The sequence below is a fragment of the Bradyrhizobium sp. URHC0002 genome (genome assembly GCF_054059515.1).
The window spans coordinates 5,380,934-5,396,939 of the sequence record NZ_JBSSCF010000001.1; the positions used below are offsets into that span (position 1 = coordinate 5,380,934).

14 protein-coding genes are annotated in these 16,006 nt (G+C 63.9%); 13 read left to right on the top strand and 1 reads right to left on the bottom strand.

Going from position 1 to position 16,006, the window contains the following annotated elements; genetic code table 11:
• Positions 1-104: 104 nt before the first annotated feature.
• Positions 105-524, top strand: a complete 420-nt coding sequence (locus tag ACVWVY_RS26250; protein ID WP_456629079.1) for a CBS domain-containing protein — start codon at positions 105-107, stop codon at positions 522-524.
• Between the two features lie 123 nt (positions 525-647).
• Here the strand turns inward: ACVWVY_RS26250 and ACVWVY_RS26255 are convergent, their stop codons facing one another.
• Positions 648-1,115, bottom strand: a complete 468-nt coding sequence (locus ACVWVY_RS26255; protein WP_456629080.1) for an aminoacyl-tRNA deacylase — start codon at positions 1,113-1,115, stop codon at positions 648-650.
• A gap of 264 nt (positions 1,116-1,379) precedes the next feature.
• Between ACVWVY_RS26255 and ACVWVY_RS26260 the strand changes: the two genes are divergently transcribed.
• The 12 genes from ACVWVY_RS26260 to fabZ all read left to right on the top strand — a co-directional run bounded on the left by ACVWVY_RS26260 (position 1,380) and on the right by fabZ (position 15,897).
• The gene (locus ACVWVY_RS26260; protein WP_456629081.1) at positions 1,380-3,692 is read left to right on the top strand and encodes a caspase family protein; all 2,313 of its coding nucleotides are present in this window, start codon (positions 1,380-1,382) and stop codon (positions 3,690-3,692) included.
• A 224-nt stretch (positions 3,693-3,916) separates the two neighbouring features.
• On the top strand, positions 3,917-4,915 hold the full coding sequence (locus ACVWVY_RS26265; protein WP_456629082.1) for a 30S ribosomal protein S2: 999 nt from the start codon (positions 3,917-3,919) through the stop codon (positions 4,913-4,915).
• A 134-nt stretch (positions 4,916-5,049) separates the two neighbouring features.
• Complete coding sequence (tsf, locus tag ACVWVY_RS26270) at positions 5,050-5,976, top strand: translation elongation factor Ts (protein WP_456629083.1); 927 nt, start codon at positions 5,050-5,052, stop codon at positions 5,974-5,976.
• 71 nt (positions 5,977-6,047) lie between these two features.
• A complete protein-coding gene (pyrH, locus tag ACVWVY_RS26275) occupies positions 6,048-6,764 on the top strand; it encodes a UMP kinase (RefSeq protein ID WP_456629084.1) in 717 nt (238 codons plus the stop codon).
• 71 nt (positions 6,765-6,835) lie between these two features.
• Positions 6,836-7,399 carry a ribosome recycling factor gene (frr, locus tag ACVWVY_RS26280; protein WP_456629085.1) on the top strand — a complete coding sequence of 188 codons (564 nt, stop codon included), beginning with the start codon at positions 6,836-6,838 and terminating at the stop codon, positions 7,397-7,399.
• A 42-nt stretch (positions 7,400-7,441) separates the two neighbouring features.
• The gene (locus ACVWVY_RS26285; RefSeq protein WP_456629086.1) at positions 7,442-8,197 is read left to right on the top strand and encodes an isoprenyl transferase; all 756 of its coding nucleotides are present in this window, start codon (positions 7,442-7,444) and stop codon (positions 8,195-8,197) included.
• Positions 8,194-9,060 (top strand): phosphatidate cytidylyltransferase, encoded by an 867-nt coding sequence (locus ACVWVY_RS26290; RefSeq protein ID WP_456629087.1) that lies wholly within the window; start codon positions 8,194-8,196, stop codon positions 9,058-9,060. The genes ACVWVY_RS26285 and ACVWVY_RS26290 overlap by 4 nt, the downstream gene beginning before the upstream one ends.
• Positions 9,061-9,064: 4 nt before the next feature.
• Positions 9,065-10,288, top strand: coding sequence for a 1-deoxy-D-xylulose-5-phosphate reductoisomerase (gene dxr, locus ACVWVY_RS26295; RefSeq protein ID WP_456629088.1), 1,224 nt, complete (start codon positions 9,065-9,067; stop codon positions 10,286-10,288).
• Positions 10,289-10,327: 39 nt separating this feature from the next.
• Complete coding sequence (gene rseP / locus ACVWVY_RS26300; protein ID WP_456629089.1) at positions 10,328-11,503, top strand: RIP metalloprotease RseP; 1,176 nt, start codon at positions 10,328-10,330, stop codon at positions 11,501-11,503.
• Positions 11,504-11,676: 173 nt separating this feature from the next.
• A complete protein-coding gene (gene bamA / locus ACVWVY_RS26305) occupies positions 11,677-14,244 on the top strand; it encodes an outer membrane protein assembly factor BamA (RefSeq protein WP_456629090.1) in 2,568 nt (855 codons plus the stop codon).
• 127 nt (positions 14,245-14,371) lie between these two features.
• Positions 14,372-15,439, top strand: coding sequence for a UDP-3-O-(3-hydroxymyristoyl)glucosamine N-acyltransferase (gene lpxD, locus ACVWVY_RS26310; protein ID WP_456629091.1), 1,068 nt, complete (start codon positions 14,372-14,374; stop codon positions 15,437-15,439).
• Positions 15,439-15,897, top strand: coding sequence for a 3-hydroxyacyl-ACP dehydratase FabZ (gene fabZ / locus ACVWVY_RS26315; protein ID WP_334481091.1), 459 nt, complete (start codon positions 15,439-15,441; stop codon positions 15,895-15,897). The genes lpxD and fabZ overlap by 1 nt, the downstream gene beginning before the upstream one ends.
• Positions 15,898-16,006 lie beyond the last annotated feature (109 nt).

Below are 16,006 nucleotides of genomic sequence, written 5' to 3' on the forward strand. Positions count from 1 at the left end.
TTTTTGCGATGCCGATCTACCCGATCCGGCGTATAGTCGCACCGAGGGGGAACTGTTCTGCATCACGTGAATACCACCTGAAATCGCAGCAACGGAGATCCGCCATGAAAGTCAAAGACGCGATGCACAAGGGCGTCGACTGGGTCAGCCCCGACACGCCGATTACCGAAATCGCAAAGCTGATGCGCGCGCACGATATCGGCTGCATTCCGATCGGGGAGGACGACAAACTGGTCGGGATGGTGACCGACCGCGACATCGTCTGCAAGGGGCTCGCCGGCAACGGTTTCGATGCCAGCCGCGCCAAGGCGCGCGACGTAATGACCGAGGGCATCCATTGCTGCCGCGAGGACGACGATCTTGCGAAAGCGATACATCACATGGAGACGCTGAAAGTCCGCAGGTTGCCGGTGATCAACAAGAGCAAACGCATGGTCGGCATGATCAGCCTGGGCGACGTCAGTCATTCTACGTCAGGCGATCTGGTGTCCGGCTACGTGAAGAGCGTTGCGGCCCATCACTGAAGCGGCGGCCTGTTGCGATCGAAGCATCTTGAACGGCTCGCGCCCGTTCGACCACGAACAGGCGCGAGGCCTCCTGCTTGAAGTCGCTCGGCCGCGCCGGCACAGCCGGCGGATCGAGCGGCCTCAATCGTGCGTGCTGAAGTGGCCGCGCCAGGCCTTCGCCGTCAGCCGCGCGAATTGCTCGCCCTCCATGCGGATCAGCGTGGCGTGATCGCCGCTTTCCAGGTAGATGGGCTGCCGCGCATCGATGCTGTTGTCCACGATGACGTCCAGCCCGTAACACTCGCCGAGCGGCGGTACGGCGCCGCGGTCGCAGTCCTCGAACAGTCGCGCGATTTCGTCTTCGCTCGCCAGGTCGACCGTGTGGCCGAGCTGACTTTTCAGGGCCGACAGATGCAGGTGACGGGAGGCCGGAAGAACGGCCATCATGTAGCCGCCGTCGCGGCGCAGCACGACGGCCTTGGCCAGCGCCTCGCCAGGTACGTGGCAAGCCTCGGCTGTGCGCGTCGATGACATGGTAGGGGCATGAGGGATCAGGTCATAGGTGACGCCCTGATCCAGATATTTCTGCAGCGTCGGGGAAACGGTCATGGCGATTTCCTCCATTGCATGGCCAATTCGCACATCGGGAGGATCTCGCGCAGTCGCCTCACGATGCGGGCGAACACGATAGGATTGAGGATACGCCCGCCGAAAGGCCGCGACAATGCGAATTTCGGTGCCGGAACCGCGCGGGGCGAGGCGCTATGCCTTGCTGAGAGCGCAATTATTCAAGAAACGTTCATTTTAGCACGCGTCCTATGCAGCGTTAACGCGCGCCGTAGGCAGCGCGGGGCGGCGACAGGGTGGAATTCCATGTGGGTAGCAAGAAGTTTGTCGATCCTCTCGGCGTGTCTGGTCGCGATATCTGGACTGGCGGGACATTTGAACACTGCCGCCGCGCAGCAGCCGGAGAAGCGCATCGCGCTGGTGGTCGGCAATGGCGCCTATGCGAAATCGCCGCTGGCGACCGCGGCCAATGACGCCGGCCTGATCGCGCAGACCTTGCAGGCAGCCGGTTTCGATGTGATCGGCGCCCGCGATCTCGACGGCGATACGCTGCGCAAGAGTTTTCGTGACTTCATCAACAAGGCCGAAGCCGCTGGGCCGGACACGGTCGCGATGGTGTATCTGGCCGGCTACGGGCTGCAATTGGGCGGCGACAACTACTTCGTGCCGGTCGATTCCACGATCAACCGCGATACCGATGTGCCGATCGAGGCGCTGCGGACCGGCGACTACATCCGTCAGCTCGCCTCGCTGCCGCTGAAGGCCGGCATCGTCGTGCTGGACGCGGCGCGGCAACAGCCTTTCGTCAACGGACAGATCGCAAGCGGTCTCGCTCTGGTCGAGGCGGACCCGCACATGTTGATCGCGTTCAACGCGGCGCCCGGAACGGTCGCGCCGGCCGAGCAGGGACCGTACGGCGTCTACGCCCAGTCGCTGGCCGAGATGATCCGGACCGGCGGGTTGCCGTTGCCGGAGGTTTTCAACCGCGTACGGCTTCGCGTCAACGAGGCGAGCAAGGGCGCACAGGTGCCCTGGGACAGCCAGAAGGTCGATGCGGCCTTCACGTTCTTCGAGCGCGGACCGGATGCACCCGCAGCTCCGCCGCCGGATCAGGTCGCCGCCATCCGCAGCAAGCCGGTCCGCGATCTCGGTGTACAGGACGCCTACGCTGCGGTGCTGGAGCGCGACACGCTCCCGGCCTACGAGGATTTTCTCGCCGCCTATCCCGACGATCCCATGGCAAAGCGGGTGAGGGCGATCGCGGCGGCGCGGCGCGAAGCGATCACCTGGCGCCGCACCTTCCGCGCCGACACCCCGAACGCCTATTGGTCGTATCTGCAACGCTACCCGCGCGGGCCTCATGCTGGCGACGCGCGCCGCCGGCTCGCCATTCTCACCGCGCCGCTGGAGCCGCCGGCCGCATTTGACGTCATCGACTACGACGTGCCGCCGCCGCCGCCGGAAGAGTTCATTTATGTCGATCGGCCGGTGCTGGCCTTCGGCGATCCCGAATTCGATTTTGTCGCGCCGCCGCCGGCGCCGGTCTACTACCTGCCGCCGCCGCCGGATGATTTCGTGATATTGGAGCCGCCGCCGGCGCCGATCGGGCTGTTCATCCTGCCGCAGCCGATCTTCGTGCCGATACCGATCTACGTGAGGGCCCCGCGCTACGTGGCGCCGCCGCCGAACAACATCATCTTTGCCAACATCCACAACAGGGCTGTCATCAACAACGTGATCAACAGGCCGCCACAGCCGGCTGGCCCCGTGGGCGGAATTGGTGGTGCCAAGGCCGGCGGACGCCCCGGCTCCCCGGTTGCACCGGGGCAGGGTGGCGCCACGCCGACACTGCCGCCCGCGGTGGCGCAAAGGGCCACGCTGATCCAGCAGGGCAAAGCGCCGGTGCCGCCGAGCGCCGCGATCAATCCTGCCGCGAGGGCTGGCTTGCCCGGCGCGGGGCAGACCGGTAGGCCGAACGGGACGTTGCCGGCCAATGCGCCGGGCGCACTGCCGTCGACCCAGCCTTTGCCGAGGACCAACGCCCTGCCGATCCCGGGTGCCAGGGGCGCACCACCCGCTCCGAGCGCTGCGGTATCGCCAGGCGCCGTCAATCCGAACGCGAGGCCTGGCGCGGCACCTCCGGGATCAGCGGCTCCGACCGCTCCCGGCGCGGCTCCCGGTTCCAGGCCCGCCGTCGGGGCGACTGCTCCCGCAGCGCCGGTTGGCCAGCCGAGACCGGGCGTCTCCGGCCCGGCGAGGGTCGCAGCCCCGCCACCCAGCGCCGCCCCACCGCCAAAGCCCGCTGCTGCGATTGCTCCGAGACCTCAATCGCAGCCTGAACTGCGGCGAGCCCCGCCACCGTCGGCGGTGCACGCGGCAAGGCCCCCACCACCGCCGGCAGCGCGCGTCGCTCCGGCACCACCGCCGCGGATGGCCGCTCCGCCACCGCCGAGAATGGCCGCGCCGTCGCCGCCACCAAGGATGGCCGCTCCACCCCCGCGTATGGCCGCACCGCCGCCACAGCGCATGGCGGCACCGCCGCCCCGGATGGCTGCGCCACCGCCGCGTGCGGCTCCGCCGGCGGCGGCCAGGAAGTGCCCGCCGGGCGCGCGATGCTGATTGTTAACGGCCAGATCCGCGGGGATCTGGCCGGCGGCGGCCCCTAAATCGCAGGGCCGGCAGGCTGAAAATCAGGCCTTATTTCCTTGCTTCTGGCTGGAATCCGGCTATACAGCGCGCCATCTCACACGGAAACATGGCTCAAAAGGCCGTCCGGTGGCAGCCGGGCCATAAGGCTCGTTTGCTCACACGTTTCCGGAGGAACCAACCGGAGAATCATCACTATGTCGCTACCCGATTTTTCTATGCGTCAGTTGCTTGAAGCTGGCGTGCACTTTGGCCACCAATCGCACCGCTGGAATCCGAAAATGGCGGAGTTCATTTTCGGTGCCCGCAACAACATCCACATCATCGATCTCGCCCAGACCGTGCCGTTGCTGCACACCGCGCTGAAGGCGGTCAGTGACACCGTCGCCAAGGGCGGCCGCATCCTGTTCGTCGGCACCAAGCGCCAGGCGCAGGACGGCGTTGCCGAGGCCGCCAAGCGGTCCGCGCAGTATTTCGTCAATTCGCGCTGGCTCGGCGGCACGCTGACCAACTGGAAGACGATCTCGGGCTCGATCAAGCGCCTGCGTCATCTCGATGAAGTGCTGTCGTCCGGCGAGGCATCCTCCTACACCAAGAAGGAGCGGCTGACGCTGCAGCGCGAGCGCGACAAGCTCGACCGTTCGCTCGGCGGCATCAAGGACATGGGCGGGCTTCCCGACATGATCTTCGTGATCGACACCAACAAGGAAGACATCGCGATCCAGGAAGCGCAGCGGCTCAACATTCCCGTTGCCGCGATCGTCGATACCAATTCCGACCCCAAGGGCATCACCTTTGTGGTGCCGGGCAATGACGACGCCGGCCGCGCCATTTCGCTGTATTGCGACCTGGTGGCCCGCGCCGCCATCGACGGCATCTCGCGCGCCCAGGGCGATCATGGCATCGACATCGGTGCCTCTGCCCAGCCGGCCCGCGAGGAAATTCCTGCAGCGCCCCAGCCGACCGGCTTCCAGGGTCTGGCCGGTCCGCGCGGTACCGCCGACAACCTCAAGAAGCTCACCGGCGTGTCGGGTGCGATCGAGAAGAAGTTCAACGACCTCGGCATCTTCCACTACTGGCAGCTCGCCGAACTCGATCACGACACCGCGCACAAGATCGGTGAAGAGGTTGGTCTTCCGAGCCGGGCCGATGCCTGGGTCGCGCAGGCCAAGACGCTGATCGCGGAAGCGGAATAATTGGTAACGCCGCGTGGCCGGTTCTCCGGCCACCGGCTCTGTTCCTCAAGGCTGAGCATTCCCTGGAGCTGACGGCGGCATGGCGCGAAGCGCGCGCTACGGCTGTGGCTAACAGGCAAGAAGGATATTCGACGATGGCAACGATCACTGCGGCGATGGTCAAGGAACTGCGCGAATCGACCGGCGCAGGCATGATGGACTGCAAGGCAGCCCTCACCGAAACCGACGGCGACATGACGGCCGCGCAGGATTGGCTGCGCAAGAAGGGCCTGTCGAAGGCCGCCAAGAAGGCCGGCCGCGTCGCGGCGGAAGGTCTGATCGGCGCGCTGACCTCGGGCGCCAAGGGCGTCGTGGTCGAAGTCAACTCGGAGACCGATTTCGTTGCGCGCAACGAGCAGTTCCAGGGGCTCGTCAAGATGATCGCGCAGGTCGCGCTGCACAACGGCGCCGACGTCGAGACGATCAAGGCGGCCAAGGTCGGCAGCGTGACGGTCGAGACCGCGATTTCGGACGCGATCGCGACCATCGGCGAGAACATGTCGCTGCGCCGTGCGACTTCGCTCGAAGTCGGCCAGGGCGTGGTGTCGAGCTACGTCCATGGCGCCGTGATCGACGGCGCCGGCAAGATGGGTGTGCTGGTGGCCCTTGAATCCACTGGAAAGGCCGATGAGCTCGCGCAGCTTGGCCGTCAGTTGGCCATGCACGTGGCCGCGACCAATCCGCAGGCGCTGGATCCGAGCGGTCTCGATCCGGCGATCGTGACGCGCGAAAAGGACGTGCTGGCCGACAAGTATCGCCAGCAGGGCAAGCCGGAGAACGTGATCGAGAAGATCGTCGAATCCGGCCTGAAGACCTATTACAAGGAAGTCTGCCTGCTGGAGCAGGCGTTCATCCACGACGAAAAGGGCAAGTCGGTCGCCCAGGCGGTGAAGGAAGCCGAAGGCAAGATCGGTGCGCCTGTGAAGATCGCCGGATTTGTGCGCTATGCTCTCGGCGAGGGAATCGAAAAGCAGGAATCCGATTTCGCAGCCGAGGTCGCAGCCGCCAGCGGCAAGAAGTAACCGCTGCGGTCAAAATCTTCCGGCGCAGGCGCGCCGGAAGTCGGCTGCGCGGGACAAGGAAGCGATAAGCAATGGCTGAGCCGGTCTATCGTCGCGTCGTGATCAAGCTCTCGGGCGAGTATCTTGCCGGCAGCAACTCCTTCGGTATCGACCAGACCACCGTTGACCGTATCGCCGACGACCTGATCGCGGCCAAGAAGCTCGGCGTCGAGGTGGCCGTCGTGATCGGCGGCGGCAATATCGTTCGCGGCGTCGAAGTCTCCTCGCGTGGGGTGTCGCGCCCGACCGGCGACACCATGGGCATGCTCGCCACCATGATGAACTGCCTGGCGCTGGAAGCTGCCATCGAGCGCAAGGGGACGCCGGCGCGAACCCTGTCGGCGTTCGTGATGCCCGAGATTTCCGAACTGTTCACCCGCAGTGCAGCGCACAAATACCTCGCCGAGGGCCGAATCGTGCTGCTCGGCGGTGGAACCGGCAATCCGTTCTTCACCACCGACACCACGGCGGTGCTGCGGGCGGCCGAAATCGGGGCGCAGGCCGTCCTGAAGGCCACCAATGTCGACGGCGTTTACAATGCCGACCCCAAAAAGGACCCGTCGGCCAAGCGTTTTGACCGCCTGACGCATTCGCAGGCGATTGCCGGCGACTATAAGGTGATGGATGCGACCGCATTCGCGCTTGCCCGCGAGACGTCACTGCCTATCATCGTATTCTCGATCGCCTCGCCGGGTTCGATCGGCGCGATCTTGCGCGGGACCGGCCACGGCACGGTGGTTGCCGGCTGAAATGGCCAGTGCTGCTTCGAACCGCGGGCTTTAAGACGCCGGCGGCTGGTTTCTAAGGAGGGAAGAGCGTTATGGCCACGCCCGGTTTTGACATCAACGAATTGAAGCGCCGCATGCAAGGCGCCACCCAGTCGCTCAAGCACGAACTGGGCGGCTTGCGCACCGGTCGCGCGGCGGCGTCCATGCTGGAGCCGGTGCAGGTCGAGGCCTATGGCTCGCATATGCCGCTCAACCAGCTTGCCACCGTCAGCGTGCCCGAGCCGCGCCTGCTCTCCGTCCAGGTGTGGGACAAGTCGATGGTGAAGGCCGTCGAAAAGGCGATCGTCGATTCGAACCTTGGCCTTTCGCCCGCGACCGAAGGGCAGGTGCTGCGCTTACGGATTCCCGAGCTCAACGAGGAGCGGCGCAAGGAACTGGTGAAGGTCGCGCACAAATACGCCGAAGCCGCCAAGGTGGCGGTCCGCCATGTCCGTCGCGACGGACTGGATATCGTCAAGAAGCTCGAGAAGAATCACGAGATTTCCGAAGACGATCAGGAGCGCCTTGCCAATGATGTGCAGAAGGCGACCGACGGAACGATTGCGGAAATCGATCAGTTGCTTGCGGCGAAGGAAAAGGAAATCCTCACCGTTTGACGGCAACGTCCAAGAATCGAGATTGGTCCTGGAATTCAGATAATGCCCAACGCCGCCGCCCCCGCACCGGAAGGACCGGATCGATCCGTCCCGTTGCATGTGGCGATCATCATGGACGGAAACGGGCGCTGGGCGGCAGCGCGCGGCTTGCCGCGTGCCGAAGGCCATCGCCGCGGCGTCGAGGCGCTGCGTCGTGTCGTTCGCGCCGCCCATGAACTCGGCGTGCTCTATCTGACGATCTTTTCGTTCAGTTCCGAGAACTGGTCGCGGCCGGCGACCGAAATCGGCGATCTCTTCGGACTGCTCCGCCGCTTCATCCGCAACGACCTGGCGACGCTGCATCGCGACGGCGTGCGCGTGCGCGTGATCGGAGAGCGGGAAGGGCTGGAGCCCGATATCTGCACGCTCTTGAACGAAGCCGAGGAACTGACCAGGGCAAACACCAAGCTCAATCTGGTGGTCGCATTCAATTACGGTTCGCGCCAGGAAATCGCGAACGCTGCACAAAAGCTGGCGCGCGAAGTGGCGGAGGGCAAGCGCGATCCGGCATCGATCGATGCCGATGCGCTCGGCCGCTATCTCGATGCGCCCGACATTCCCGATCCCGACCTGATCATCCGCACCAGCGGCGAGCAGCGGCTGTCGAACTTCCTGATGTGGCAGGCCGCCTACAGCGAACTCGTGTTCGTGCCGATCCACTGGCCGGATTTCGACAAGGCCGCGCTGGAAAGCGCCATTGCCGAATATGCCAGACGGGAACGCCGTTTCGGCGGTCTGGCCGCGAAAACCGGGTCGTGACCGAGGACAAGGCCGCGCCGGCGGCGGCGAGCACCGATTCGCGAATTCGCGAATCTGACTCGCGCAATCTCGTCATGCGCATCGCCGTCGCCGCCGTGCTGATCCCGCTTGCGGTCGCGATCGCCTATGCGGGCGGCTGGCTGTGGACCGTGCTGGTGACGCTGGCTGCCATCGGCCTGTTCGTGGAATGGCTCGCGATCGTGGGTTTGGCCGGCGCTACGCGCGTGACGGTGCCGGGTGTGGCCGCGCTTGCGATCGCCGGGCTTTGTTTTGCGATTGGCCGGCTCGATGCCGCGCTGATCGTGCTGACGGTTGGTTTCGTTGCGGTGGCGTCGATCGCGCCGGAGCGGCGAAGCTGGGCAGGGGCAGGATTTTTGTACGCGGCGGCGGCCCAGATCGCCTCGGTGCTGGTACGTCTCGATCCCGTCAAGGGCTTCGCCGCGCTGATGTTCGTGCTGCTGATCGTATGGGTGACCGATAGCGGCGGCTATTTCGCGGGCCGTGGCATTGGCGGGCCGAAGCTATGGCCGCGCGTCAGCCCGAAAAAGACCTGGGCGGGCGCCGCCGGCGGGTTGGCCGCAAGCCTCGCCGTGGCGTGCGGATTTGCCGCGTTCGGTCTGGGAAAAATCGGGCCGTTATTGATGGTTTCCGGGGCTCTTTCGGTCGTCTCCCAGCTCGGCGACCTCTTCGAATCAGCCGTGAAGCGGCGTTTTGGCGTAAAGGACTCAAGTCACATCATTCCCGGCCATGGCGGGCTAATGGATCGTCTGGACGGATTTGTCGCAGCCGTCGTCGTGGCGGCCCTTTTCGGCTTTCTGCGGGGTGGCGCCGATGGCGTCGGCCGCGGTCTTATGGTTTGGTGATTTGATGAGCGCAGTTCCATTGCGTAACAACAAGGTCCCGGTAGCGGACGCGCGCACCGTAACGGTGCTGGGCGCCACAGGTTCGATCGGCGACAGCACCCTGGATTTGCTGCGCGGCGCGCCCGACCGCTACTCCGTCGAGGCGCTGACCGCGAATTCCAATGTCGAAGCGCTGGCCAAACTCGCCAAGGAATTCGGCGCACGATTCGCTGGAATCGCCGACCCGGCGCGGCTCGGCGAACTGAAGAACGCCCTGTCCGGCACGGACATCGAATGCGGCGCCGGCGAAAGCGCCATCATCGAGGCCGCGGCACGTCCCGCCGACTGGGTGATGGCGGCCGTGAGCGGCGCGGCCGGATTGAAGCCGGCATTGGCCGCAGTCGACCGCGGCGCGACGGTGGCGCTCGCCAACAAGGAATGCCTGGTTTGTGCCGGCGATTTCTTCATGCAGCGCGCGGCGAAAGCCGGCGCCTGCATCCTGCCGGCGGATTCCGAACACAATGCGTTGTTTCAGGCGCTTGCCTCCGGCAACCGCGAGGAACTGGTGCGCGTGATCATCACCGCCTCGGGCGGCCCGTTCCGCACCTGGGCCCCGGCCGACATCGAGCGGGCGACGCTGGAGCAGGCCTTGAAGCATCCGAACTGGAGCATGGGCCAGAAGATCACCATCGATTCGGCTTCGATGATGAACAAGGGCCTCGAAGTCATCGAGGCCTCCTATCTCTTCGCGCTGAGCGCCGAGGAAATCGACGTTCTCGTGCATCCGCAGTCGATCATCCACGGCATGGTCGAATTCTCCGATCGCTCCGTGGTTGCGCAGCTCGGCGCACCCGACATGCGAATCCCGATTGCGCATTGCCTTGGATGGCCCGACCGAATCGTCGGCCCCTCGGCCCGGTTGGATCTTGCAAAAATCGGACAGCTTACCTTCGAGGCGCCGGATTTCGAGCGGTTCCCGGGCTTGCGGCTGGCCTATGAGGCGTTACGTACCGGTCGTGGTGCGACCACGGTATTCAACGCTGCCAATGAGGTGGCGGTGGCGGCGTTCATTGCCGGAAAGATCAAGTTCGGGTCGATCGCGCGCCTTGTCGAAGCCACCATGAACGACTGGATTCGCGCCGGGAATCTTGCGCCTTTGAGTTCGGCCGACGACGCGATTGCCGTTGACCATGCCGCGCGAAATAGAGCTGCCGCCCTATTGCCTCAAATTGCCTTAAAGGCATCCTAGAGCGTTACGGAGCCTTTGGCTCTTGTCGAGGGACATCTGATGTCAGAGTTTTTTCTAAATAGTTTCAACACGTTGGGCCATGGGCTCATCGGCTACATCATTCCCTTCTTGTTCGTCCTGACCATCGTCGTGTTCTTCCATGAACTCGGCCACTTCCTGGTCGCCCGGTGGGCGGGCGTGAAGGTGTTGACGTTCTCGCTCGGGTTCGGGCCGGAACTCGTCGGCTTCAACGACCGCCATGGCACGCGCTGGAAAATCTCCGCGATCCCGCTCGGCGGCTATGTGAAGTTCTTCGGCGACGAATCGGAAGCCTCGACGCCTGCCTCGGCCGAAGCGCTCGCCGGCATGACCGACGAGGAGCGGGCGGGCAGCTTCCATCACAAGAAAGTCGGCGCGCGCGCGGCCATCGTTGCCGCCGGTCCGATCGCGAATTTCATTCTGGCGATCGTCATCTTCACCTGTCTCTTCACCTTCTTCGGCAAGCCGAGTACGACGGCGCGCGTCGACAAGATCGAAACCAGCAGCGCCGCCGAGCGGGCAGGCTTTCAGGTCGGCGACGTCGTTACCGCGATCGACGGCAAGAAGATCGCCAGCTTCTCCGACATGCAGCGATTCGTCAGCGTGCGCGCCGGCGATACCCTGACCTTCACCGTCAAGCGCGGTGATTCCACGCTGCAATTGAAGGGCACGCCGGAACTGCGCGAAGTGAAGGATCCGTTCGGGAACACGCAGCGGCTCGGGATTCTCGGCATCACCCGTGCAACCTCACCCGGCGAAGTGACCACCGAGAAGGTCGATCCGGCAAGCGCGCTTTGGCTGGGAATCAAGGAAACCTGGTTCGTTATCGACCAGACGCTCTCCTATATCGGCAACATCTTCACCGGGCGGGCGAGCGCGGACCAGATCGGCGGGCCGATTCGAATCGCCCAGATTTCGGGGCAGGTCGCCACGCTGGGACTGATTCCGCTGCTTCATCTGGCGGCAGTGCTGTCCATTTCAATCGGACTGCTGAATTTGTTCCCGGTGCCCCTGCTCGATGGCGGCCACCTTTTGTTCTACACGGCCGAGGTGCTGCGGGGGCGTCCCTTGTCAGAAAAGTCCCAGGAATACGGGTTCCGCGTGGGGCTGGTTCTGGTTCTGATGTTGATGGTGTTCGCCTTTTACAACGATTTCCATCAGGTCCCGTGGCTGAAGGGGCTGTTCGGAAGATCGTAGTAGCGGCTTTTTTGTGACGTTGCCCATTGGCAACGTCTTGGAATGAAAATGGAATCGCACCCCGATGTCTGGTTTGCCGCCCCCTCGAAATTAGTTACAAGCAGTGCAACTTTGGGAATCTGCCGGTTCGTAGGGGTACGGGCCGGCATTGGAATGACGAGGGCGCGTTGCGCATGATGTTTGGAATGCGAGTGCGGGGGGCTCTACTGGGCGCTCTGATCATGGTTTCCGTGCCAATGGCGGGCGCGCTGGTGTCTGTACCGGCTGTGGCCCAGACCGTGGCGTCGATCGCCGTTGAGGGGAACCGGCGTGTCGAGATCGAGACCATCCGTTCCTATTTCAAGCCAGGCCCCGGCGGCCGGCTTGGGCAAGCTCAGATCGACGACGGCCTCAAGGCGCTGATCGAGACCGGCCTGTTCCAGGACGTGCGAATCAACCAGGTGGGCGGCCGGCTGGTCGTGACCGTGGTCGAAAACGCCGTGATCGGGCGCATCGCGTTCGAAGGCAACAAGAAGGTCAAGGACGAGCAGCTTTCGGCTGAAATCCAGTCCAAGCCGCGGGGCACATTCTCGCGCCCGATGGTTCAGTCGGACGCCCAGCGCATCGCCGAAATCTACCGGCGCTCCGGCCGCTATGACGTGCGTGTGACGCCTGAAATCATCGAGCAGCCGAACAACCGCGTCGACCTCATCTTCACGGTCACCGAGGGCAGCAAGACCGGCGTCAGGTCGATCGAGTTCGTCGGCAACGTCGCCTATTCGTCCTATCGCCTGAAGGACATCATCAAGACGCGCGAATCCAACCTTCTGAGCTTCCTTGGCGGCGCCGACGTCTACGATCCCGACCGGGTCGAAGCCGATCGCGACCTGATTCGCCGCTTCTACCTCAAGAACGGTTACGCCGACGTGCAGGTGATCGCCGCGCTGACCGAATATGACCCCGACAAAAAGGGTTTCTCCGTCACCTTCAAGATCGAGGAGGGGCAGCAATATCGCGTCGCCTCCGTCGACTTCCAGACCTCCATCGCAACCCTCGATGCCGCCTCGATGCGCAGCTACTCGCGCGTCAGCGTCGGCTCGGTCTACAATGCCGAGGCGCTTGAGAAATCCGTCGAGGAAATGCAGATCGAGGCCTCGCGGCGCGGCTATGCCTTCGCCGTGGTGCGCCCGCGCGGCGATCGCAATTTCGAAGCGCACACCGTTTCGATCGTGTTCGCCGTCGATGAGGGCCCGCGAACCTATATCGAGCGCATCAACGTCCGCGGCAACACCCGTACTCGCGACTACGTGATTCGCCGCGAGTTCGACCTGTCCGAAGGCGACGCCTACAACCGCGCCCTGGTCGATCGTGCCGAGCGCCGGCTGAAGAACCTCGACTTCTTCAAGACCGTGAAGATCCTGACCGAGCCCGGCTCGTCGACCGACCGCGTGATTCTGATCGTCGATCTCGAAGAGAAGTCGACCGGCGACTTCTCGGTGTCGGGCGGCTATTCGACCACCGACGGTGCGCTGGCTGAAGTCAGCATTGCCGAGCGCAACTTCCTCGGCCGTGGCCTCTATGCGAAGGCGGCCGTGACCTACGGTCAGTACGCGCGCGGCGGTTCGCTGTCGTTCGTCGACCCCTACCTGTTCGACTATCGCGTCGCGCTCGGCCTCGACCTGTTCTATCGCGAGCAGTTGGCCAACAGCTACATCGCCTACGGCACCAAGACGCTGGGCTTCAGCCCGCGGCTCGGCTTTACGCTGCGGGAAGATCTCGCGCTTCAGTTGCGCTACTCGATCTATCAGCAGCAAATCTCGCTGCCGAACCAGCTCGCGAACTGTAACAATAATTCGTCGAACTCGTTGCTTGCGTTCAATCCGAGCCCGGCATTTGCGAATCTGGTCGGCGCTCCCGCGGGCGGATCGATCACGTCGGGCGGCCAGACCGCCACCGACACCTCCGGCATCGGCCTGTGGTGCTACAGCGATGGCGAAGCTTCGCTGCCGGTCCGCAAGGAACTGCAGAGCGGCAAGACGCTGACCTCGTCGGTCGGTTACTCGCTGAACTACAACACGCTGGACAACAACAAGAACCCGACCGACGGCTTGCTGGTCGACTGGAAGCAGGATTTCGCCGGTGTCGGCGGTGACGTGAAGTACATCAAGTCGGCGATCGATGCGAAGTACTACACCCCGCTGGTCTCCGATATCGTCGGCCTGATCCATCTCCAGGGCGGCATGCTGAACCAGTTCGGCGGCAGCGAGCTGCGCATGCTCGATCACTTCCAGATGGGTCCGAACCTCGTTCGCGGTTTTGCCCCGAACGGCATTGGTCCGCGCGATATCAACCCATACGGCACGCGTGACGCGCTCGGCGGCACCAAGTACTGGGGCGCTTCGTTCGAATTGCAGATGCCGTTCTGGTTCCTGCCGAAGGAAGTCGGACTTAAGGGCTCGGTCTATGCCGACGCCGGCGGACTGTTCGACTACAAGGGTCCGACGGCGTGGGCGCAGACGGGCGAGGTCAACGTGCCCGGTTGCATCAAGCCGACCCAGCTCACGGCAACGACGTCGGCCGCTCCCGGAACCTGTTTGGGATTGCAGTATGACGACGGCAACGTGGTACGCACCTCGGTGGGTGTAGGCATCATCTGGGCTTCGCCGTTCGGTCCGCTGCGCTTCGACTATGCGGTTCCGCTTACGAAAGGTCAGTTTGACCGCGTGCAGCAATTCAAGTTTGGCGGTGGCACATCGTTCTAAGGTGGCTTGAAGCGAACGGACGTCAGGTCCGCGTGACGAGAACACCTGGGAATAAGAGGAGAGTTCGGCTCCGTTTGGTCGGAGCCGGCGCTCCGGTGTGAAGGCCGGCCGGACTACGACGGGTGGAATGGCGCAGCCGATATTCTTCAAGCGACCACCTTCCTCGACGCTGGCCGAACTGGCCGCGTTGACGGGAGCGGTATTGGTCGACCCCGCAAAGGGCGGTCAGGTGATCAGGGGTCTCGCTTCGCTCGACGAAGCCGGTCCGATGCATCTGACGTTTTTCGACAACCTCAAATACGCCGATCAGCTCAAGGCGACCAAGGCCGGCGCCTGCCTGGTCAGCCCGCGGTTCGAGGCCCAGGTGCCCGCCCATGTGGCGGTGCTGCGGGCCACCCAGCCGTTCCGCGCCTTCGTAAAGCTGTCGCGCGAATGGCACGCCGATGCGCTTCGTCCGCAATCCTGGTTCGACAATGATGGCATCGCGCCATCGGCCATCATTGATCCGTCCGCCCATCTGGAGGATGGCGTCATCGTCGATCCGCTCGCGGTGATCGGCCCCAGGGTCGAGATCGGCGCCGGCACCGTGATCGGTGCGGGCGCGGTGATCGGCGCCGACGTCAAGATCGGCCGCGACTGCAATGTCGGCGCCCGCACCGCGATCCAGTTCTCCCTGATCGGCAACAATGTCCTGATTCATCCTGCGTGCAGCATCGGGCAGGACGGCTATGGCTTCATCTTCTTCGGCCCCGAGGGCCATCTGAAGGTGCCGCAGACCGGCCGGGTCCTGATCCAGAACAATGTCGAGATCGGCGCTGGAACCACCATCGACCGCGGCAGCTTGCGCGATACGGTGATCGGTGAGGGCACCAAAATCGACAATCAGGTCCAGATCGGCCACAATGTGACCGTCGGCAGGCACTGCCTGCTCGCGGCCCAGATCGGACTCGCGGGCAGCCTGACGATCGGGGACAACGTCGCGCTGGGCGCCAAGGTGGGTATCAACAACCACCTCAAGATCGGCGACGGCGCCCAGGTTACGGCGATGAGCGGGGTCAAGGATGACATCCCGCCCAACGGCCGCTGGGGCGGTTTCTTTGCAAAGCCGACCAGGCAGTGGTTCAAGGAGATTATTGCAGTGGAGCGACTGGTGCAGGGCGGCACGGCCGCTCCGAAGGACGAGGGACGGGAGTGATGGAGGAGGCCGCGGTCAGATTCGAGCTCGTGGATATCAACGAGATCCTCAAGACGCTCCCGCACCGTTATCCGATGCTGCTGATCGACCGGGTGATCAAGATCCGGACCGATTACTCAGGCATCGGCATCAAGAACGTCACTTTCAACGAGCCGCCGTTTCTCGGCCATTTTCCGGACCGTCCGGTCTATCCCGGCGTGATGATGATCGAGGCCATGGCGCAGACCGCCGGCGTCATCGGCATCAAATCGGTCGAGGGCACCGAGAAGCCGCGCGCGGTTTATTTCCTCACCATCGACAAGTGCAAGTTCCGCAAGCCGGTGATGCCCGGCGACACCATCGAGTATCACATGCGCTCGATCGGCCGCCGCAAGGCGATGTGGTGGTTTCACGGCGACGCCAAGGTGAATGGCAGCGTGGTCGCGGAGGCCGACGTCGGTGCGATGCTGACGGATTAAGTCGGATTGTATTTATCCGCCATACAACCGACGTCTTCCTGATATCTTTGTTCAATCGCTGGTAGTGGAACCCACGCCGAGGTCGATTGAAGAAATTTGCAGATTAAAT